We start from the raw sequence: 19,790 nt of genomic DNA, 5'->3' as shown, positions 1-19,790 counted from the left end.
GTGTTAAGTATTGATAAATACGCTTATGAAAACCGAATCGTTGATTGGTCACCGAAACTCAAAGCACTCTTGTGGCTGGCGGGGATCGTACTTGCCTTTCAGCCCTTGCTATGGCTTAAAGCAGTCGTCCTCGTGGTTGTTGCAATCATTACGATTTATGTCACCAAGGTTTCCGTGAAGCGTTATATCAGTTGGTTTTATGCAATCATTCCCTTTGTTCTACTCAGTATTATCGGGATTGTCGTGACGATTTCCAGTCAAAAATCAACACTGATTTGGCCGATTAAGCTCGGCAGCGTTTACCTGGGAATGGCCAAGGTGATGATGCCACGGGCCGGCCGGATGGCGCTGCAGTGCATGGCGGCAATTGTCTGCACCTACTGGTTTGCTTTGACGACCCCCTTTACCCAGATTTTACAGGTCTTAAAGGCCGCTCATTTTCCACGAATGATGATTGAAGTGACGATGCTGATGTATCGGTTCATCTTCATCTTCGTGGATGCCTTTGAACAAATCCATCGGGCGCAAAAGTTGCGTTTTGGCTACGACTCCTTTAGCCTCATGATTCATTCTTCGGGGATTCTGGCCAAAATGCTATTTGAGCAGGTCATCATCAATTATGAGATGATGACCAAGGCGCTCGATGCGAAGTTGTACGATGGCGAATTTTACATCTAGGAGGGATATGTGTGATAGAGTTAAAGCATCTCAGTTTTAGTTATGATGACAAGCACCAGATCCTAGATGATATTTCATTAAAGATCGGTGCCGACAGTCACAAGGTGATCGGCATCATGGGGCACAACGGGGCCGGAAAGTCGACACTGTTTTTGAACCTGGTTGGTGAGCTGAAACCAACCGGCGGGGAAATTCTTGTTGATGGCCAACCGGTCGAGTATTCTAAGAAGGGTTTGCGGGCCCTGCGCAGAAAAATCGGGATCGTCTTTCAGAATTCGGATCAGCAGATCTTCTATTCAATTGTGAAGGATGACGTTGCCTTTGCCCTGCATAATCTGAAGGTTCCGGCTGATGAGATTCAGGCCAAGGTCGAACGGGTCCTCAAAGAACTGGATATTTTGCCGCTCAAGGACCGTCCAATTCAGTACCTGAGTGGGGGGCAGAAAAAGCGGGTGGCAATTGCCGGCATCATGGTGATTGGCTCGGAATGGATCCTGCTTGATGAGCCGACGTCGGGCCTTGATCCAGATGGACGGCTACGGATGAAAATGTTGATTCAAAAGCTGGTTGCTAACGGTCAGCACATTATTTTGTCGAGCCACGACATGGATTTCATGTATGAGGTTTGCGATTATCTCTACCTGCTTGGCGATGGCAAAATTTTGGCCCAGGGTGGTAAACGGGAAGTCTTTAACGACGAGCAGCTGTTAAAGGAAAATAAACTGGAGCAGCCGTGGTTGGTGAAAATTCACCAAAAGCTCGGCTTACCGCTCTATGATAGCGAACAGGAGCTGTTTGCTAACGAAGGACGCAAACATAATTAAGGCTTAAAGCCATTAACGACAGGGACGCAGTGCGCCCTTGTTGTTGTACATATTGATAATAATTAGCAATTGGAGGAATAGTCATGGGAGTACAATCAGTGATGTTTCAAGGAACGGCATCCGATGCTGGTAAAAGTTGGTTAGCGGCCGCGGTCTGCCGGATCTTAGCCAACCAGGGAAAGAAAGTTGCACCATTTAAATCCCAAAACATGGCGCTGAATTCCTTTATCACTGATAAGGGGGACGAGATGGGACGCGCTCAGGTCTATCAGGCCGAGGCGGCGCGGATTAACCCGGACGTTCGCATGAACCCGATCCTCTTAAAGCCTTCCACCGACAAGGACTCCCAGGTAATTGTGATGGGCAAGGTCCTGGCCGATATGGATGCGGCCAGTTACTACAAGTTCAAGCCTCAGCTCATTCCGCAGATTATGCAGGCCTACCAGACCCTGGCGGCGGAAAACGACGTGATGGTGCTGGAAGGGGCCGGCAGCCCGGCCGAGATCAACCTGAACGAGAATGACATCGTCAACATGGGGATGGCCAAAATGGCGGATGCTCCGGTGATTCTGGTCGCGGATATTGATAAGGGTGGCGTCTTCGCCTCGATTTACGGGACGATCAAGCTGATGCCAAAGGAAGATCAGCAACGGATCAAGGGGATCATCATCAACAAGTTCCGTGGCGACAAGACCCTTTTGGAACCCGGTAACAAGATGATTGAAAAGCTCACCGGGGTTCCCGTCATCGGGGTTCTGCCGATGAGTGACATCGATATCGACGAGGAGGACAGCGTTTCCCTGACGCGCAAGCCGCGCCAGAAGAACACTTCCAAAGCAATTGATGTGGCCGTGATTGACCTTGACAAGATTTCCAATTTCACCGATATTCACAGCCTCAAGATTCAGCCGGACGTTTCGGTCCGTTACGTTTTAAAGGCAGAGGAGCTGGGGAATCCCGACTTATTGATCCTGCCGGGAAGCAAGAACACAAATGAGGACTTGGCCGCGCTGAAGAAGAATGGCTTGGCCGACGCAATCATTCATGCCCACGAGGATGGCAGTATCGTGGTTGGCATCTGTGGCGGCTACCAGATTCTTGGTCGGATGCTGCATGATCCAGAGGGAATTGAATCCCCGATTAAAGAACAGGCCGGTCTGGGACTGCTGGATACTGAAACCATCTTTAACGAACAAAAGACGACGACTCAGGCGGTTGCCAAGCGGAAAAATTATGAACTTAAGGGTTATGAAATCCACATGGGAACAACGAAACTGGGCTTAAACGCCACCCCCTTTGCGGAAATCCAAGAAACGAACGGTCAACCGGAACGGCGCGAAGACGGTGCCGTGAATAACGACGGGACCGTTATCGGGACCTACCTTCACGGGATCTTTGACAACCCGTACTGGACCCGGCACCTGCTCAACAAGATTCGGACTGCTAAGGGATTGGCTCCACTGGTGAACACAAACGTCTCAATCAGTGAATACAAAGACCAGCAGTATGAACGCCTGGCCCGACTATTTGCGGAAAACGTTGACATGGAAAAACTGAAGCAAATTCTGCAGGAATCAGAAAAATGAGGGATGATTATAATGATGAAGGCACCATACCCAATTATCTTAAATCTGACGGAAAAACGGGTGGCTGTCATTGGCGGCGGAAAGGTGGCCCGGCGAAAGATCAAAAAATTGATCGGAGCGGGCGTCAAACCCACGGTAATCAGTCCGGTCCTAACGGAAGGAATCGATCAGACCAAGATTGACTGGATTCAAGATACCTACCAACGCAAGTATGTTGAAGAAATGGATATGATTATTGCCTGTACGGATGACCGGGCCGTCAACGACCAGGTCAAGGCCGAGGCCACTCATTTTCAACTAGTTAATAACACCAGCGACAAAAACAATTCTGACTTTTACAATCTGGCAACGCTGAATGCGGATGATATGTTTATTAGCGTTTCGACGCTTGGCAAATCACCAAGTGCGGCCAAAAAGTTCAAGAATGAGATCAAGGACTGGATTAATCAGAAGTTTCATAAGGAGTTTGAGTAAGAATGTATTTGATGTGTGTGAGCTTGAATTATCATCAATTACCAATTGAACTACGGGAGAAATTTTCGTTTTCGGCTGAAGAAGTACCGAAAGCCGACCAATTGCTGAACAGCGAAAAGAGTATCCTGGAAAATTTATTGATTTCGACCTGCAACCGGACCGAAGTCTACGCGGTGGTCGATCAAATTCATACAGGGCGCTACTATATCAAGCGTTTTCTGGCGGAATGGTTCCACTACACGGTCGACGACTTTAGCCAGTATGTGACAATTAATACGCGGGAAGAAACCGCCGAGCATCTTTTTCGGGTCATTACCGGGCTCGATTCGCTTATTAAAGGCGAACCGCAGATTTTGGGGCAGATGAAGAACGCCTTCCAAGTTGCCGACGAGCAAGGCACAACGGGGGCCATTTTGAATCACCTCTTCCGGCAGGCAATCACCTTCTCCAAGAAAATGCACACCAAGTACCGGGTGAGTGAGCTGGCCCAATCTTCGGGACAAGCGGGGCTGCACCAGATCAAGACCGATTTTGGTTCACTCAGCGGGAAAACCTTGGCCGTGATCGGAATGGGCCAGATTGGCAAGCACACTGCCTACAACGCCAGCAACATGGGCTTTAGCAAGGTAACGCTGCTCAATCGGACCAACAGTAAGGCCGAAGCGATTGCGGACAAGCTGCAAGGGGTTGTGGAGTCGCGCCCCTTTGACCAGCTCGACGATGCCGTTGCCGAGGCTGACGCGGCTGTCTTTGCCGCTTCAGTCAAGCAGCCACTTTATAAGGCCAAAGCGGACACCGAAACGATTATCGTTGATCTGGGAGTTCCGCGCAATGTGGCAGTTGACCCCAAGAGTGATGTCGACTACTACGACATTGATAACTTGCACTCGATCCTCGATGCCAACGATGAAAAGAAGAAGCAGATGCTGGCTAAAATTGCCGCAGAAGTGCCCAACGAGGTTCATGATTTCTATGTCTGGGAAAAGCAGCTTCACATTGTGCCGGTAATCAGAGGCCTTCGTGAGCACTCCTTAAAAATTGAGGCAACGGCTTATGATAGTTTGCTGCGGAAGCTCCCGGAACTGGATGCTCATGAGCGCAAGGTCATTAGCAAGCACATGAAGAGCATCATCAATCAGATGATCAAGGGACCAATCAAGGAGATCAAGGAATTGTCGATTACACCGGGAGCAACGGCTGACATCGACTTCTTCTGCAAGATCTTTGGAATGGATAATTTAAAGGTGGAGAATCAGCAAAATGACAAATAAGGTAATTGTAGGAAGCCGCAAGAGTAAGCTGGCAATGGCCCAGACAAAGCTGGTCATTGCGGCCTTGCAAAAACTTTTCCCGACAACCGACTTTGAGATTAAGAATGTTATCACGGAAGGCGACCGTAATCAGCAGGCCAGCCTATCTAAAATTGGTGGCAAGGGGGTCTTCGTTAAGGAAATCGAAGAGGAACTGCAGAACGGCACAATCGACTTTGCGGTTCACAGCCTCAAGGACGTGATGCCGGTTTTGCCCGCTGACCTGATTTTAGGAGCCTTCCCGAAACGGGTCTCGCCCTTTGACTGTTTAGTCAGCCGGCAGGCCTTTTCCAGTATCGCGGATCTGCCACAGGGAGCCCGGGTTGGAACCAATAGTTTGCGCCGGCAGGGGCAGTTATTAAATGCCCGCCCAGACTTAAAAATTGTGCCGATCAGAGGTAATATAGATACTAGGCTGAAGAAAATTGACACTGAGCACCTGGATGGTGTGATTTTGGCCGAAGCGGGGCTAAAGCGGCTCCAAGTCGACCTGAGTGCTTACCACGTTTTGCAGCTCAAGAATGTCATTGTGCCAGCTGTTGGGCAGGGTTGTCTCGCAATTGAATGTCGGAAAGACGATGCGCCGATTCGGCAGATGCTTGACCAGATTAATGACCCGCAGTCGGCAAAGTGCATTCAGATTGAACGTGAATTTATGCGGGAACTTGGCGGCAGCTGTAACTTCCCAATTGGTGGGCATGCCTATGCCCAGTTTGGTCAGCTGTTCTTCGACGGCTTAATCGCCTCACCAAATGGTGAACACGTGTTGAAAGAAGAAAAGATTCCTGCCGATAATCCTGGAGTTGGCAAGCAGGTTGCCGATCAGTTATTGGCAAGGGATAAATATGGAATTATTGAAGGAGATTAGAAATCATGTTGCAATTTGATCGTCACCGTCGTTTACGGACTAGTGCTGCAATGCGTGATCTGGTAAGGGAAACGCATTTAACTAAGGATGATTTGATTATGCCGGTCTTCGTGGACGCGACTATTCAAGATCGGGAAGAAATCGCATCGATGCCGGGAATCTACCGTTATAGTATTAACTCAATCCTTGATGAAATTAAGGAGATCGTTGATCTAGGCATCAAGTCAGTGATTGTCTTCGGAATTCCTGAAAAGAAAGATGAATTTGGGACCGGTGCTTGGGAAGATGACGGGATTGTTCAGCAGGCAATTCGCCTGATCAAGAAGAACTATCCTGACTTGATCGTGATTGCCGACACCTGTCTGTGTGAATACACCGATACTGGTCACTGTGGAATCCTGCGGGACGGTGTGGTTGTCAACGATGAATCACTGAAGTACCTGACGAAGACCGCCGTCAGCCAGGTTAAGGCCGGCGCCGACATCATTGCCCCTTCCAACGCGATGGATGGTTACGTTGCAGCAATTCGGCAGGGCTTAGATGAAGCGGGCTACTTGGATACGCCAATCATGTCCTACGCAGTTAAGTTTGCTTCCTCATTTTACGGCCCATTCCGTGATGCTGCCGATGGGGCACCCAAGGAAGGACCAAAAGATCGGAAGACCTACCAGATGGACCCGGCCAACCGGCGTGAAGCGCTGCGGGAAGTTGCCAGCGATGAAAAGGAAGGCGCCGACTTTGTGATGGTCAAGCCATCGATGGCCTTCCTGGATATCATGCGCGAAGTTCGTGACCACACGAACCTGCCACTGGTTGCCTACAACGTTTCCGGTGAATACGCAATGATCAAGGCAACGGCCGCCAAGGGCTGGATCAACGAAGACCAGATCGTTTACGAAGTCTTAATGGGGATGAAGCGTGCCGGTGCTGACCTGATCATTACCTACTTTGCCAAGGACGTTGCCAAGAAGCTTTAATTTTGATAGGTGGTTTTACTTTTGACTAAGTTAGATACAACAAAATCCAAGGCTGCGTTTAAGGAAGCGCAGCAATACATGCCGGGTGGGGTGAACAGTCCTGTTCGGGCCTTCAAGAATGTCGGCGGTGATCCCCTGTTTATCGATCACGGCAAGAATGAATACATCTATGACATTGATGGCAACAAGTACATCGACTATGTCCTGTCCTGGGGACCATTAATCCTGGGGCACGCCGATGATCACGTGGTTGCCGAACTGGACAAGGCGGTTGCCAAGGGAACCAGCTACGGTGCTCCAACTCTGCAAGAAACCGAGTTGGCCAAGATCGTCAACCGGATCATGCCTTCAATCGAAATGATTCGGATGGTTTCTTCCGGAACGGAAGCAACGATGAGTGCGATTCGGTTGGCCCGGGGCTACACTCACCGGGACAAGATCGTCAAGTTTGTCGGCAATTACCACGGTCACAGCGACTCACTGCTGGTTGATGCCGGTTCAGGGCTGGCAACCTTTGGCATTAACACGTCGCCAGGTGTTCCTGATGACCTGGCCTATGATACGCTGACGGTGGCCTACAATGACGTTGAAGGGGTTAAGAAGCTGTTTGCCAGTCATGGGGATGAGATTGCTTGTGCGATCGTGGAACCAGTTGCTGGGAACATGGGTGTTATTCCAGGAACCCAAGAATTCCTGCAGACGCTGCGGGATGTGACCAAGGAACACGGTGCCCTCTTGATCTTTGACGAAGTAATGTCCGGCTTCCGGGCTGCCTTCCACGGTGTGCAGAGTCTGGTTAACATCACTCCTGACCTGACCACGCTGGGGAAGGTCATCGGCGGTGGCCTGCCGGTTGGTGCATTTGGTGGCCGGCGCGAAATCATGGAAAACATCACCCCAGCTGGTAGCATTTATCACGCGGGGACGCTTTCCGGGAACCCATTGGCCATGACCGGTGGAATCAGCACGCTGGAACAACTGACGCCAGAAGACTATGACCAGATGGAAAAGAAGGTGGCCACCCTGACCGCTGGTATTAAGGCTGCGGCTGACAAGTACGGGGTTCCAATGACTGTTCACCACGTTGGGACTATGTGGAGCTACTTCTACAACAGCAATCCGATCAATAACTTCGATGACGTCAAGGCTTGCGACCAGCAGCTCTTTGAAAAGTGCTTCTGGAAGCTGCTTGAGAATGGTGTCTACGTCGCACCATCTCAATTTGAGACGAACTTTATCTCAACGAAGCACACCGACGAGGACATTGAAAAGACAATTGCAGCATTTGATGCCGCATTTAAGGCAGCAACCAATTAATTAAGATTAAGGGGCTGTGACAGTGATTTGTCACGGCCCCTTTTTGGAAGGTGAAAAGATAATGGAAAAGAAGGGACTTACCTTTGTCATTGGGGGCGCCAAGAGCGGCAAGTCTGAATTTGCCGAAAATTTGTATTCCCGCGACCAGCACGTCTGCTACATTGCAACGGGGGTCGTGAAGAACCCCGACGGTGAAATGCAGCTGCGAATCCGCCGGCATCAGGCACGGCGGTCCGCCAACTGGGAGACCGCTGAACAGTATCGGGGAATTGAGCAGTTGATCGCTCAGCGCCACCTTGATGGCTATTTGCTTGATGACGCGATCATGCTGGTGACCAACCTCTTTTACGATTGCGTCCTGAAGCAAACCACGGCGGATAAAATTGATGAGTATTTGGAAGCGACCACGGCTGATGACTTGGCTGCAATCCGCCAGCTGATTATGGATAACTGGCAAAAAATCCTGCAGGCTCAGCGCGCCAATCAGCAGTCAATGGTGATTGTCAGTGATGAAGTCGGTTTGGGAGTTGTCCCGGCCACGAAACAGACGCGGATTCTGCGCGACCTCTATGGGGAAGTTAATCAGCTCATCGCCAAGCAGGCTGACTCAGTCTATTTTGTTGTCAGTGGCATTGCACAAAAAATTAAGTAGGTGATGAAATGGGCAAAGCATTAATTTTATTTGGTCAATTTTTTACAAAGCTTAATATCCCGGTTCCGATTGACGACGCAACTAATAAATTTAAGACGAGTATTCAATACATTACCCTGTTTGGCTTTTTGCTCGGCTGCGTTGAGGGATTGCTCTTTTGGGGCTACACCGCGCTTTTTCCCCTTTGGTTTGCCTGGCTCCTGTACTGGATCACGGATGGGCTGTTAACGGGGGGCTTTCATTTGGACGCCCTGGCGGATATGGCGGACGGCTTATTTTCGTCGCGGACGCCCGACAAGATTTTTAAGATCATGAAGGATAGTCGGCTCGGGACGATGGGCAGCCTGGCACTCATCTATTACTACTGCCTGGTTGGCGGTTTAGGAATGATTATCAGTTCTCATTTTGACCGCTTGCACATGGTTCTTTTAACGGTGTGTCTGACCATGCTGACCAAGGCCGGTCTGTCCTTGCTCTTTTACCACATGGTCTATCCGGGGAACAAGAAGGGGCTTTCCAACATTTGGCTGGGCATTCAACCGTGGCGGATTGTAGTAGCCCAAGTTTTTGCCTTAGTGGTGGTGACCCTTTGCTTTTCCTGGCAGGGGTTGATTAGCTACCTGATGATCCCACTCGCCGCTTACTTTTACCGGCGCAAGGTCACCAAAGTCCTCGGCGGAACCCCCGGCGATACCCTGGGTGCCTTTGCTTCCCTTTCCCCGCTGATCTTTTTGCTTGCACTGACTATTTTGATGAGGCTGGGCTGATGAGATTACTTTTAGCCCGGCACGGGGAAACCGAATATAATAAACAGCGCAAATTCTACGGGCAGGCCGATGTGCCCTTAGATGAGCATGGCCGCCAGCAAGCCTTGAAGCTCGCGGCAAAGGTCCAAAAAGAAGCACCAACGATTTTGGTAAAAACAAATCTACGCCGGACACAGGAAACGCTGCGTCCTCTGCAAAAGGCCTTGCCAGCCGTGCCCACAATCACCATTCCAAACCTCGCGGAAAAGGGCTTTGGTGATTGGGAAGGACTGGATGCCGACGAGATCGAAGCGCGCTATCCGCAGGAGTGGCAGCGCTGGCTACAGGCACCATTGACCTATGCACCGCCGACGGTTGAGCCCTTTCCTGAATTCCGGACGCGGGTTTTGCGGGGGCTCAACTGGCTTTTGGCGCACTCCACGGATGAAGATACCGTGATGGTGGTTGCCCACCTGGGGACAATTCGCTTGATCTATCAAGAATTGGTGGATCCAAGCGCCGATTTTTATTCACTTGATTTTAAGGCAGCGTGTTATAGCGCGCTGGAGCTGCAAGCGGGCAAGGTCCAACGTTGGCAGCTCAATTTGTAGGAGGAAAAATTTTGGCAATTTTAATTACGTACCCGAAAAATAAGGTTCCAATTTATTGGCGAATGAAATTGGAGCAAAAAGATGATGTGATCTATTTTCCGTTTCGGATTTTGAAAGCGGTTAAGCTCAATGCGGCGGAGAAAGCGCGCTTGCGGGAGAGTAATACCCTGGCAATTACGAGTTTATTCGGCGCGCAAACCTATTGTGATCACTTGAAAAAGCTCAATCCAACGGCCACGATTTATGTCTTGAGTGCCAAGGCACGGGATCTCCTGGCGGCAAACGTTGCTAACCCGATTAAGGTCGCTGCCGGGGAAAATCGGCAGGCGCTCTTGACGGAATTGAAACATGACGGGATCACCGACGTTTGCTGGCTAATCGGTGACCTGGCAAACAAGTACTATGCCGACTTCATTGGCGAAAAATTGGTAATTTATCGCAACACTTGGGATCAAGCACATGCTGGTAAGGCGCTGAAGATCTTTATGAAGCAACACATCACCAGTGCCCTCGTCACCAGTCCCTCTAACTTTGATCGGATGTATGAAGTAATGACGAAGGTCGATAGCAGCAGTTATCGCGACATTAACTACTATGTCTTGGGAAAGAGCACTGGGGAGTATCTGCAGAAAAAGGGGTTAAAAGTGATTTTTCCCGACAGCAAGCAAAAGGTACTCGACAATGTCTTAGACAACCTGTGGAAATACGAAAGGGATCATTAAAATGAAATATAGTGACGTTCAACTTCAACCCCTTGATCAGCAGAAGATGGCAGAAATGCAGGAACGCCTGGATAATCTAGCCAAGCCAGTCAAAGGCCTCGGCCGGCTCGAGGAACTTGCCGACCACTTGGCAGGGATCTATCGGACAACCGACTTTAACGTGAAACCACGGAAATGCCTGGTCTTCGCGGCCGACAGCGGGGTAGTGCACGAAGGAGTTTCCGCCAGTCCGCAAAAAATTACGGCAATTCAAGCGGTAAACATGATGAAGGGGCATACGACGGTGGCGGCCCTGGCCAAGGCCTATGACTGTGCAATTCAGGTTTATGACATTGGAATTAAGACCGAACTGCACTCGCCGCTGGTCAAAGTCCGCAAAATTCGGCACGAAACGGGCGACATGCTGGTTGAACCGGCAATGACAATGACTGAAGCCAAAGAAGCAGTGCAGTACGGCTTTAACAAGGGAATTGAAGCCTTTGAAGATGGCTACCAGGTGCTGGCGACGGGTGAGCTCGGTATGGGCAACACCACGGCGGCCTCGGCAATTATTGCCGCGATTCTGGGGAAGAGCGGTGAAGAGGTTGTCGGTCGGGGCTCAAACATTTCCGATGAGCGGCTCAAGCATAAGGTCGAAGTGGTTGATGCGAGCCTGCAGCGGGCCGGCTTCTTCGGCCACCAAACCACGGATGCACTCAAGGTCTTGAGTGAGGTCGGCGCACTGGAATTAGGTGCCATGGCGGGCGCAATGCTTTCGGCGGGGGCCATGGGCAAGCCGGTCTTGCTGGACGGCTTCTTGTCTTATTCGGCCGCCTTATTGGCAAACACCATTTGTCCAGGAATCACCGCCTACATGATTCCAACCCATAAGTCCAATGAACAAGGCTCGCGGATCGTGCTCGACGCCCTCAAGCTGCGGCCGTATATTGATATCCAGATGTGCATTGGTGAGGGCAGCGGCGCCATGATGATTTTGCCATGGCTCGATGGAATCAAGGCCATTTTGACAAATATGAACACGTTACAGGAAATGGATTTTAACTTTATTCCATAGTTTGGAGCAGTTTATTTTGAAAAGATTAGCAATTGGTTACGCACTTCTTTCGGCCCTGTTGTACGCGGTCTACACCCCGGCAGCTAAAGTCTTAGGAATTAGCTGCCCGCCAGCGTATTTGACGGCCTATTTATATCTGGGCTCAGGGATTGGCCTGGGCATTTTGTACCTGTTATTTAAACGTCGCTTTGAGCAAAACGAAAAGAGCATTGATTCTGCGGACATCTTCGACCTTGCAATTGTCATTGTTCTCAATGTTGGCGCGGGGATCTTGCTGAATCTGGGAATTAAGCTTTCTTCGGCAGTATCAATGTCATTGGTTGGCAACTTCGAAATTGTTGCGACTTCAATTATTGCCCTCTTTTTCGGCGAACGGATCTCCCGGCGTCTCTGGGGCGGCATTGTGATCATTTTGATCGCCAGCATCGTCTTATCTTTTGACGCCAGCCACCTCAAAGTTTCGTGGGGAATCGTATGGGGGCTCTTAGCAACCGTTCTGTGGGGGCTTGAAAACAACTTTACAAAAAAGCTTTCGGTCAAAAATCCCATTCAGGTGGTGATCGTTAAGGGCCTCGGCGTTGGCTGCGGCAGTTACCTGGTCGCTCTGGTTGCGGGTGAGCGGGCTGTGACGAGCGGCAGCGTTATCCTGACCTGTTTGATTCTGGGTTTCTTTGCCTTTGGGCTGAGTATTCTGATGTACGTTCTTGCTCAGCGTTACCTTGGCGCTGCCAAAACGAGTGCGTACTATGCCATCAGCCCGTTTGTTTCGGTCATCCTGTCTTTGATCTTTCTTCATGAAGCAATCACCGGCCAGTTTGTGCTGGCATTCATTTTGATGGTTGTGGGAATCTGGATTGTGGTTGCCGATACGCTGGCGGCCGAATAGTTATTAAGCAGTGCTGACTTGGGGAAGCGCTGCTTTTCTTGTTCATAATAAAAGAAGCACTGGTGGAATTCCCATCAGTGCTTTCATCAATTATTACCACTGCTGCTGGTGGTAAGCCATTTGCCAAAACTGCAGCTCGTAGTATGAACTGCGCACAAAGGCCCGCGCCATCGTGGCCCTTTCCTTAAGGTCAGCTTGGGTAGCCAGCTGGTCCATCAGTTCAATCATCGGGACCGTGCTTTTATCTTGTGCCGCCTCCTCGTAGGTTTGGAAAAAGTCATCGTAGACTTCGACCGGGCTGTTAGCGTGCTGCCAGTGGGTCGCGAGTTCAACGTACAGCCAGGGGCAGGGGAGAAACGAGGCCAGGCCCACGGCGGGTGAGGTTGCCAGACTATGGCGCATGTGGTTGAGGTAGTTGTAGTTTGCTGGGGCCAGCGGGGTCTGCGCCCACTCGTCCTGGCTGATGCCGAGCTTTTGGAAGGTGTGGTTGCGGGCCTCGAGTTCGTCGACGGTCAGGTTTTGCATGTAATCCTCGACAACCTGACGCTGTGGACCGGGGAGCTGCTGGGCGAGCTTTAAGTGCAGCTGATCGAAGACCTTGAGATAGTGGTAATCCTGGATCACGTAGAACTTAAACTTGTCTTCTGGTAGCTCACCGGTGACCATTTCCTTGATGAAGGGGTGGTCGAAGCTTTTTTGCCACAGCTTTTTAGTATCGCGGTGGACCTGTTCTGAAAATTTAACCATGTAAAAGGGCTCCTTTCGTTTTGATGATAAAACAAAGGGAGCCTTTTCAAGATCAATGTTAGACACGTTTCCTCGCGCAGGTATTATCCTGTTCAGGTTCAAGGGTATAATCTCAGCCAAAAAAGCACCCCTAGTGAATTATCAGTTAAATTTATTATAGTCCTAAACTACGCCCCTTCAAAGGTCATTTCCTCGCGCAGGGCCGCATGGATTGGCCGTCCGCCCAGCACGTTGCAGGTCAGATAGGCGATGAAGGTGAGTAAGACCATCGGCAGGATCTGTTCGATCGACCCCACCATTTCTGTTAAGAGGGTTAGGGCGGTGAAGGGAGTGCCCTCAACCGCGCCGAAGTAGGCGGCCATCGTGATGACGATCAGGTTCAAGAAGCAGGTGGCCGGAATTAGGTGATGGTTGATCATCACGATGCCGATGATTCCACCGATCAGGGCACCGAGAACCAGCAGGGGCATGAAGATCCCACCCGGCACGGTGGAACCGTAGCTAATCATTGAAAAGACAAAGCGCAGTGCGAGAAAGATGAGGAAGATGACGAGCAGGTTGCTTAGCGGCACGGTGGCAGGCAGCTTGGTAAGGTAGAGGATGAAGCCATGGCTGCCACCAAGCACCCGGGCGTTCCACAGGCCGATCGGAATGACCAGCAGGAGCGGGATTGCCTTGTGGTATTTTTGAGGCAGGGGTAATTTGCTGAACCACCAGTGCAGGTTAAGCAGGGTGTACTGGTAGCAAAAGGCCAGAACCCCAATGATGACCCCAACCAGAATCAGCCAGCTGTAAGCAGACGCTGGCAAGTCGGCCTGCAGCGGCAGGTAGAGGCAGGGGTGGACGCCGAAGAAGGCCACCGTTACCAAGTCGGCACTGATGGCCGCGGCGAGGGCGGCCATGCACTTGCGTGGGCGAAACTTAAAGGTGATTTCCTCCACTAAAAAGATCACGCCGGCCAGGGGGGCAGAGAAGGCCGCCGATAAGCCGGCCGCAATGCCGCTCTCCATCAAAAAGCGCTTTTGCTTGGTGCTTAGATGGAAGCCCTCGCCGAGAATTTGGCCGACACAGGCGCCCATTTGGATGCAGGGGCCCTCGCGGCCGAGAAAAAGTCCCGGACAGATTGCCAGAAGGCCACCAACGAAGCGCCGCCACAGAACATCCTTGGCATTCATTCGGTGTTGTCCGCGGAGGATCTCCTGGATCTGAGGGACCCCGGAACCGACTAAGTCAATTGGTTCCGCCTGCATAATCTTGTTGAGCAGCCAAATGATGACTACCGTGAGGATGATGTAGGGGATTAGGTAGAGGGGATGCTGGGCCATCTGGGGATAGATGACCATTAGAGCCTTCATTGCGTGGTCGATAATCCACCGAAAAATGCTGACGATTAGGCCGGTGATCGCGCCGACTATGCTGCCGCTGACGACCAGGCTGAAAAATGAGGTGACGGGTGCGGGTCTCAAAACGTCGCGGGACCGTTTGATGCTGTGCTGGTTAGTAGCCAAAACCAGAGCCTCCTTAAAACAAAGTTTCGCCTTGATCATAGCATTTTAGCCCGGACCCTAGCTATGGTAAAATTAGGACAATCTTAGTTTTTTGTGCACGCGAATCAAATATTGGAGGAATTTCATGGAGTTTATTGCGGAACTCGCCGGACTGTTGCTGGCAACCCAAATCGTGGCCCATTTTTGCCGCCGGGTTGAAATCCCCGAGGTGATCGGTCAGATTCTGGTGGGGATTATCGTGGGCCCGGCGCTGCTGAACTGGGTACACCTCGACAGCATGATGAACGAGTTTCAGGAGATTGGGGTCATCATCCTAATGTTCATCGCCGGACTCGAGAGTGACCTGTCGCTTTTGAAAAAATACCTGCGGCCGGCCGTGATTGTGGCCGTGATCGGGGTCATCGTGCCGGTGCTGGTGATGGGCGGCACCAGCTACCTCTTTGGCTTCACCAAGCTGGAGGCCCTCTTCATCGGGGTGATCTTCTCGGCCACCTCGGTCAGCATCTCCGTGGCGGTTCTGCGGGAGTTCAAACGCCTGGATAGCCGTGAGGGGGCGACCATTCTTGGGGCGGCCGTGGCCGATGACATCATCGGTGTCATCATGCTGAGCATCATGATCAGCATGATCAACGGCAGCAAGGGCGGCCATACCAGCATGCCGTTGGGAATGGCTCTCCTCTTACAGGTGCTCTTCTTCGGGGGAACCTACCTGGTTGTCCGCTGGCTGGCCCCGTATCTAATGCATTTAAGCGAGCACCTGCTGACAGTGGCGGCCCCGTCCGTGATGGCAATGATTATCTGTCTGGGGATGGCGGCCCTGGCCGATTACGTGGGGTTGAGCGGGGCCGTGGGTTCCTTCTTTGCCGGAATCGCGGTCGCCAATACCCACCGCAAGGAGACGATCGACCGAAGCTTTATTCCGATCGGTTACGCACTTTTTATCCCGCTCTTCTTTGTCAGCGTCGGCTTGAACATGCGCTTTGATCACATCCAGCGCTCACTGGTCTTCGTGATCGTGATGACGCTACTGGCCTGCCTGACGAAGCTGCTGGGTTGTGGCGCCGGGGCCAAGCTTTCCGGCTTCAGCATGCCGAGTTCCTACGTTGTCGGGAGCGGAATGGTCGCCCGGGGGGAGATGGCCCTGATCACCGCCCAGATTGGTTATGAGGCCCATCTGATGTCGGAGATGTATTACTCCGACGTGATCACGGTCATCATCTTGGCAACGGTAATCGCACCGTTTATGCTCAAGCACGCCTTGAAGGTAGCCCATGAAGAATAAGAAAGAGGCAGCAAATCGTTGATTGCGGTTTGCTGCCTCTTTGCATCCTTATGAATGTTTTGCGGCCTGGTAGAGGGCCTTGGCTGCATGCGGTGACATTCCCTGCAGTTGCGTCAGGAAATTAATGATTTGTTCTTGGGTTTGGCCGTTTTTGATCAGGTTTTTGACCATGGTCAGCTGCTGGCTTTGCTGTCCTTGCTTAATTCCTTGTTCAATCCCTTGCTTGTGGCCTTGTTCAATTCCCTGTTCAATCCCTTGTTCAATCCCTTGTTCAATTCCCTGTTTGATTCCCTGCTCACGGCCCTCCTTAACTGCAACTGCCCGGTCGTGTTCCAGGTCCATTTCGTAGAGTGATTTAAGCATGAAATCCGCCCTCCATTTCCGGTTTTGTTTTACAAACTGAATTCGTTGCCTTAATTGTATGATAAGTGCATCGCTTTCATCAACCGATCGGCCCGCCATTAGGTCGAAGAGGTTTTGGAGCCCCGGGCCAACCGTGTGCTGCAGGCTATTAATGTCGAAATAGGTGGTCGATTCGCCGTCGCGATAGGGATAGGTCGGGAAGCCAGTCAACGAACGCGGCGAGTCGTATCGTTGCGTCCCAATTCCAAAGGGGTCAAAGCAACAGAAGAAAACAACGTTGGCGTTATCCGCTTGGTTGTAGTCCTCGCCCTTGAGGTAACAGTCATTGGCAAGCGTCGATTGATAGTAGCGGTTGCGATAGGGGAGATTGTGGCGGTCGAGCTGCTGCATCTCCAGGTCATAGCGGCTGCCGCGGTCGTCAATTGCGTAAATGTCGAAGCGGACACTCTTGGCATCGTAAGTGGCCCCCATTTCCTGTTGGGGGTTTAGCAGCTGGATACTGTTAATCTGCCGGGCGGGAAAGACGCGTTTGATGATCTGCAGGCTGATCCGTGGTTCCAGCAGGGCCTTGCTGAAAACAAAGTCGTCGGTCAAAGTTGCCGCCTCCCAGCGCTTGGCGATTAATTGCTTGTCGGTTGTTAAAGACATCAGGACACCTTCTTAACTTTAAGATGGGAGTAAACCCCCCTCACTTAATATAGACGTAAAAAAGTGGCAAATGCACGAAACAATATTTAAAACCGTGACCAGAAGCCGTCAGCAGCGACGCCGCAACCATAAAATGCTACAATACTATAATGCAATTACGAGAAAAGAGGGTAAGCATGGGAGAACGAGCGGAAAAAGAACAGGAACAAGTACGGGTCGACCGGGTCACCACGGAGATCAAACGCCAGATTACGGAGACCAAGCAGGCGGTGGCCGCGGCCCACAAGGAAACCCGGGCGGTGGAACGCAACTACAGCGAAAACGCCTCGATCAACCGTTACGAAGTCGATGACATTGCCGAATCACGGGCGATGATCGAACAGCAGCGGCAACTAGTTTCCCGGGCGGCCGAGAGTGAAACAATTCTTAAGCACCAGCTGAAGACACTTCAAAATCTCCAGGGTTCGCCTCACTTCGGCCGGATCGACATCGTCGATCCCGGCGAACAGGCGCCGGAATCGCTCTATATCGGGACTGCCTCGCTGATGAACGCTGACCGGACGGACTTCCTGATTTATGATTGGCGGGCCCCGATCGCTGGAGTTTACTACAACGGGACTCTTGGCAATGTCAGCTACGAGACGCCAGCAGGGATCCAGCACACCAAGCTGGTCAAGAAGCGCCAGTTTACCATCAAGGACGGCCGGATCACTAACATGTTCGACACCAACGAGACGGTCGGTGACGAATTGCTTCAGGCGGCCCTTGGTGAGCAGAACGACCAGTACATGCACAACATCGTCGCCACGATCCAAAAGGAACAAAACGACATCATTCGGGATACCCGAAGCGACCTCCTGCTGGTGCAAGGGGTGGCCGGTTCGGGGAAAACCTCGGCGATTCTGCAGCGGATTGCCTACCTGCTTTACCACAGCCGGGCCGAGCTGAATGCCGACCAGATCGTCCTCTTCAGTCCCAACAATCTCTTCAGCCACTACATTTCAGAGGTCCTGCCAAGCTTGGGGGAACGGAACATGCGCCAGGTAACCCTGGCCGGCTTTATTCGGCGGCGCTTTGAGGGCCTGAAGGTTGAGAGCCTCTTTGACCGCTATGAAAGCCGGCAAAATCAGCCAACTCTGGGGCATCCACTGGCCGACTTTGTGGAGGGGACCGCGGTGATGAGTCAGGTCCGCGACTATGTTGACCACCTGAGTGATGCGGATTTGCAGTTTGCGGACCTTCGTTTCAACGGTCAGGTTTTCTTTAGCGCGGCCCACATCAAGCGGCTCTACCGGGCAACCCCGGCGGCCATGGCCCCGGCCGATCGACTTATCCAACTGAAGAATAAGCTGATCAGGGAACTTCAGCACCGGGTGCGTGAGGAGGCGAAGAAGGATTGGGTGGCTAAGGAACTGAGCGATCTTGACGTTCAACAGCTTCACAGCCTGTACGGTAAGAAGACGGTCGATGATTTCAAGGACGAGGACACTCAATTTGCCTACCTTGCCCGCCGCTACATTAAGCGGCGGCTGCGGATCATTGCCGACGCCATCTACAACAACTACTTCATCGACTTTTACAATCAATACGATCGTTTCCTGGGTCAGGTCCGTTTGCCTCAGGACCTTAGTCAACGCGACTGGCAGACGATGATCCTGACCTACCGCGACGAGATCGAATTTCACCGCCTGGAGCTGATGCATGCGGCCCCGCTGATGTACCTGCGGGATCTGATTACCGGTGGCGGCCAGAATCAGGCCTTCCAGTACGTCTTCATCGATGAAATGCAGGACTATTCGCTGGCAATGATGATCTACCTGCGCCACGCCTTCCCGCGGGCCAAGTTTACGGTCCTGGGCGACAGCGAGCAGGCACTCTTTAAGCCTCTGCAGCTGCCGGAGGAGATGCTGGAAGAGCTCAGCACAGTCCTGGCGGCCAAGCGCCCCAACCTGATTGCCCTGCGGCGAAGCTACCGGTCGACCAAGGAGATTACCGACTTTGCCAAGGCCCTTTTGCCGGATGGCGACCGGGTGATTTCCTTTACCCGGCATGGGGAGCATCCAAAGCTGGTGATTACCGCAGACGATGCCGGTATGCAGGGAGCGCTGCTGGATGCGATTACCCAGTTGCGGCAGGCCAACGAGACGGTGGCGGTGCTGACCAAGAACAAGCAACAGGCCCAGGAGATCTACCAAAATCTCCACCGGGCGAAGGTGAGTGACCTACACCTACTGGACGAAGGGGATAGCGCCCTGCCAACCGGGGTGCTGGTCCTGCCGATCTACCTTGCTAAAGGACTGGAGTTTGATGCCGTGGTGGCCGCCGACATCTCGGCCGCCAACCTAGCCCACACCGATGCTGTCGGAATGATCTACACAATGGCGACGCGGGCAATGCATCACTTAGTCCTGCTCAGCCAGGGGCCAGTCAGCCCGGTTGTCAATGAGCAGGCACGTCAAGAACTGGTAATTGAACGTAAAATTGTAAAACAAAGTCATTGAAAGTGCTTTCATTCATAAAGGGGATATGATAATCTA

The 19,790-nt window shown here is 51.8% G+C and carries 19 protein-coding genes and 1 riboswitch; of the genes, 16 read left to right on the top strand and 3 right to left on the bottom strand.

The annotated features are described in order from the left end of the window. The 14 genes from cbiQ to OCT58_RS01465 all read left to right on the top strand — a co-directional run bounded on the left by cbiQ (window position 1) and on the right by OCT58_RS01465 (window position 12,705). Entirely contained in the window at window positions 1–678 is a 678-nt protein-coding gene (cbiQ, locus tag OCT58_RS01530; RefSeq protein ID WP_267201070.1) for a cobalt ECF transporter T component CbiQ, read from the top strand. Between the two features lie 11 nt (window positions 679–689). Further along, window positions 690–1,502, top strand: coding sequence for an energy-coupling factor ABC transporter ATP-binding protein (locus OCT58_RS01525; protein ID WP_267201069.1), 813 nt, complete (start codon window positions 690–692; stop codon window positions 1,500–1,502). 83 nt (window positions 1,503–1,585) lie between these two features. After that, window positions 1,586–3,088, top strand: a complete 1,503-nt coding sequence (locus OCT58_RS01520; RefSeq protein WP_267201068.1) for a cobyric acid synthase — start codon at window positions 1,586–1,588, stop codon at window positions 3,086–3,088. 15 nt (window positions 3,089–3,103) lie between these two features. Next, entirely contained in the window at window positions 3,104–3,562 is a 459-nt protein-coding gene (locus OCT58_RS01515; protein ID WP_438361104.1) for a precorrin-2 dehydrogenase/sirohydrochlorin ferrochelatase family protein, read from the top strand. A gap of 2 nt (window positions 3,563–3,564) precedes the next feature. Continuing rightward, window positions 3,565–4,833 carry a glutamyl-tRNA reductase gene (gene hemA, locus OCT58_RS01510; RefSeq protein ID WP_267201065.1) on the top strand — a complete coding sequence of 423 codons (1,269 nt, stop codon included), beginning with the start codon at window positions 3,565–3,567 and terminating at the stop codon, window positions 4,831–4,833. Then, window positions 4,823–5,740 carry a hydroxymethylbilane synthase gene (hemC, locus tag OCT58_RS01505; RefSeq protein ID WP_267201064.1) on the top strand — a complete coding sequence of 306 codons (918 nt, stop codon included), beginning with the start codon at window positions 4,823–4,825 and terminating at the stop codon, window positions 5,738–5,740. The genes hemA and hemC overlap by 11 nt, the downstream gene beginning before the upstream one ends. 5 nt (window positions 5,741–5,745) lie before the next feature. Next, window positions 5,746–6,717 carry a porphobilinogen synthase gene (gene hemB, locus OCT58_RS01500; protein WP_267201063.1) on the top strand — a complete coding sequence of 324 codons (972 nt, stop codon included), beginning with the start codon at window positions 5,746–5,748 and terminating at the stop codon, window positions 6,715–6,717. A gap of 21 nt (window positions 6,718–6,738) precedes the next feature. Further along, on the top strand, window positions 6,739–8,034 hold the full coding sequence (hemL, locus tag OCT58_RS01495; RefSeq protein WP_438361103.1) for a glutamate-1-semialdehyde 2,1-aminomutase: 1,296 nt from the start codon (window positions 6,739–6,741) through the stop codon (window positions 8,032–8,034). 61 nt (window positions 8,035–8,095) lie between these two features. Further along, window positions 8,096–8,686: a bifunctional adenosylcobinamide kinase/adenosylcobinamide-phosphate guanylyltransferase gene (locus OCT58_RS01490; protein ID WP_267201062.1), complete on the top strand. Its 591-nt coding sequence runs from the start codon at window positions 8,096–8,098 to the stop codon at window positions 8,684–8,686. An 8-nt stretch (window positions 8,687–8,694) separates the two neighbouring features. After that, complete coding sequence (locus OCT58_RS01485) at window positions 8,695–9,453, top strand: adenosylcobinamide-GDP ribazoletransferase (protein WP_267201061.1); 759 nt, start codon at window positions 8,695–8,697, stop codon at window positions 9,451–9,453. Beyond that, window positions 9,453–10,043: a histidine phosphatase family protein gene (locus OCT58_RS01480; protein ID WP_267201060.1), complete on the top strand. Its 591-nt coding sequence runs from the start codon at window positions 9,453–9,455 to the stop codon at window positions 10,041–10,043. The genes OCT58_RS01485 and OCT58_RS01480 overlap by 1 nt, the downstream gene beginning before the upstream one ends. A gap of 11 nt (window positions 10,044–10,054) precedes the next feature. Continuing rightward, a complete protein-coding gene (locus OCT58_RS01475) occupies window positions 10,055–10,765 on the top strand; it encodes a uroporphyrinogen-III synthase (protein ID WP_267201059.1) in 711 nt (236 codons plus the stop codon). A gap of 1 nt (window position 10,766) precedes the next feature. Beyond that, the gene (gene cobT / locus OCT58_RS01470; RefSeq protein WP_267201058.1) at window positions 10,767–11,819 is read left to right on the top strand and encodes a nicotinate-nucleotide--dimethylbenzimidazole phosphoribosyltransferase; all 1,053 of its coding nucleotides are present in this window, start codon (window positions 10,767–10,769) and stop codon (window positions 11,817–11,819) included. Window positions 11,820–11,835: 16 nt separating this feature from the next. Next, a complete protein-coding gene (locus OCT58_RS01465; protein WP_267201057.1) occupies window positions 11,836–12,705 on the top strand; it encodes a DMT family transporter in 870 nt (289 codons plus the stop codon). Window positions 12,706–12,798: 93 nt separating this feature from the next. On the opposite strand, the gene tenA is transcribed toward OCT58_RS01465, so the two are convergent. After that, on the bottom strand, window positions 12,799–13,452 hold the full coding sequence (tenA, locus tag OCT58_RS01460; RefSeq protein ID WP_267201056.1) for a thiaminase II: 654 nt from the start codon (window positions 13,450–13,452) through the stop codon (window positions 12,799–12,801). Window positions 13,453–13,502: 50 nt separating this feature from the next. Further along, window positions 13,503–13,594: riboswitch (TPP riboswitch) on the bottom strand. A gap of 25 nt (window positions 13,595–13,619) precedes the next feature. After that, window positions 13,620–14,999 carry a ClC family H(+)/Cl(-) exchange transporter gene (locus OCT58_RS01455; RefSeq protein ID WP_438361102.1) on the bottom strand — a complete coding sequence of 460 codons (1,380 nt, stop codon included), beginning with the start codon at window positions 14,997–14,999 and terminating at the stop codon, window positions 13,620–13,622. Window positions 15,000–15,084: 85 nt separating this feature from the next. On the opposite strand from OCT58_RS01455, the gene OCT58_RS01450 reads away from it, so the two are divergent. After that, on the top strand, window positions 15,085–16,242 hold the full coding sequence (locus OCT58_RS01450; RefSeq protein ID WP_267201054.1) for a cation:proton antiporter: 1,158 nt from the start codon (window positions 15,085–15,087) through the stop codon (window positions 16,240–16,242). A gap of 48 nt (window positions 16,243–16,290) precedes the next feature. Here the strand turns inward: OCT58_RS01450 and OCT58_RS01445 are convergent, their stop codons facing one another. After that, window positions 16,291–17,253: a PD-(D/E)XK nuclease family transposase gene (locus OCT58_RS01445; RefSeq protein ID WP_267201053.1), complete on the bottom strand. Its 963-nt coding sequence runs from the start codon at window positions 17,251–17,253 to the stop codon at window positions 16,291–16,293. A gap of 176 nt (window positions 17,254–17,429) precedes the next feature. On the opposite strand from OCT58_RS01445, the gene helD reads away from it, so the two are divergent. After that, entirely contained in the window at window positions 17,430–19,754 is a 2,325-nt protein-coding gene (gene helD, locus OCT58_RS01440) for an RNA polymerase recycling motor HelD (RefSeq protein ID WP_267201052.1), read from the top strand. Window positions 19,755–19,790: the final 36 nt, after the last annotated feature.

Origin of the sequence: Limosilactobacillus kribbianus (assembly GCF_026413145.1) — a bacterium.
Classification (GTDB): domain Bacteria; phylum Bacillota; class Bacilli; order Lactobacillales; family Lactobacillaceae; genus Limosilactobacillus; species Limosilactobacillus kribbianus.
Note: the sequence above shows the minus strand (reverse complement) of the source record. Positions and strands in the feature narration are given on the sequence as shown.

Bases quoted from the DNA above. Each gene is read 5' to 3' on its own strand.
- OCT58_RS01520 (WP_267201068.1), top strand. From the start codon at position 1,586: ATGGGAGTACAATCAGTGATGTTTCAAGGAACGGCATCCGATGCTGGT.
- OCT58_RS01515 (WP_438361104.1), top strand. From the start codon at position 3,104: ATGAAGGCACCATACCCAATTATCTTAAATCTGACGGAAAAACGGGTG.
- hemA (WP_267201065.1), top strand. From the start codon at position 3,565: ATGTATTTGATGTGTGTGAGCTTGAATTATCATCAATTACCAATTGAA.
- hemC (WP_267201064.1), top strand. From the start codon at position 4,823: ATGACAAATAAGGTAATTGTAGGAAGCCGCAAGAGTAAGCTGGCAATG.
- hemB (WP_267201063.1), top strand. From the start codon at position 5,746: ATGTTGCAATTTGATCGTCACCGTCGTTTACGGACTAGTGCTGCAATG.
- OCT58_RS01490 (WP_267201062.1), top strand. From the start codon at position 8,096: ATGGAAAAGAAGGGACTTACCTTTGTCATTGGGGGCGCCAAGAGCGGC.
- OCT58_RS01485 (WP_267201061.1), top strand. From the start codon at position 8,695: ATGGGCAAAGCATTAATTTTATTTGGTCAATTTTTTACAAAGCTTAAT.
- OCT58_RS01480 (WP_267201060.1), top strand. From the start codon at position 9,453: ATGAGATTACTTTTAGCCCGGCACGGGGAAACCGAATATAATAAACAG.
- cobT (WP_267201058.1), top strand. From the start codon at position 10,767: ATGAAATATAGTGACGTTCAACTTCAACCCCTTGATCAGCAGAAGATG.
- tenA (WP_267201056.1), bottom strand. From the start codon at position 13,452: ATGGTTAAATTTTCAGAACAGGTCCACCGCGATACTAAAAAGCTGTGG.
- OCT58_RS01455 (WP_438361102.1), bottom strand. From the start codon at position 14,999: ATGATCAAGGCGAAACTTTGTTTTAAGGAGGCTCTGGTTTTGGCTACT.
- OCT58_RS01450 (WP_267201054.1), top strand. From the start codon at position 15,085: ATGGAGTTTATTGCGGAACTCGCCGGACTGTTGCTGGCAACCCAAATC.
- OCT58_RS01445 (WP_267201053.1), bottom strand. From the start codon at position 17,253: ATGTCTTTAACAACCGACAAGCAATTAATCGCCAAGCGCTGGGAGGCG.
- helD (WP_267201052.1), top strand. From the start codon at position 17,430: ATGGGAGAACGAGCGGAAAAAGAACAGGAACAAGTACGGGTCGACCGG.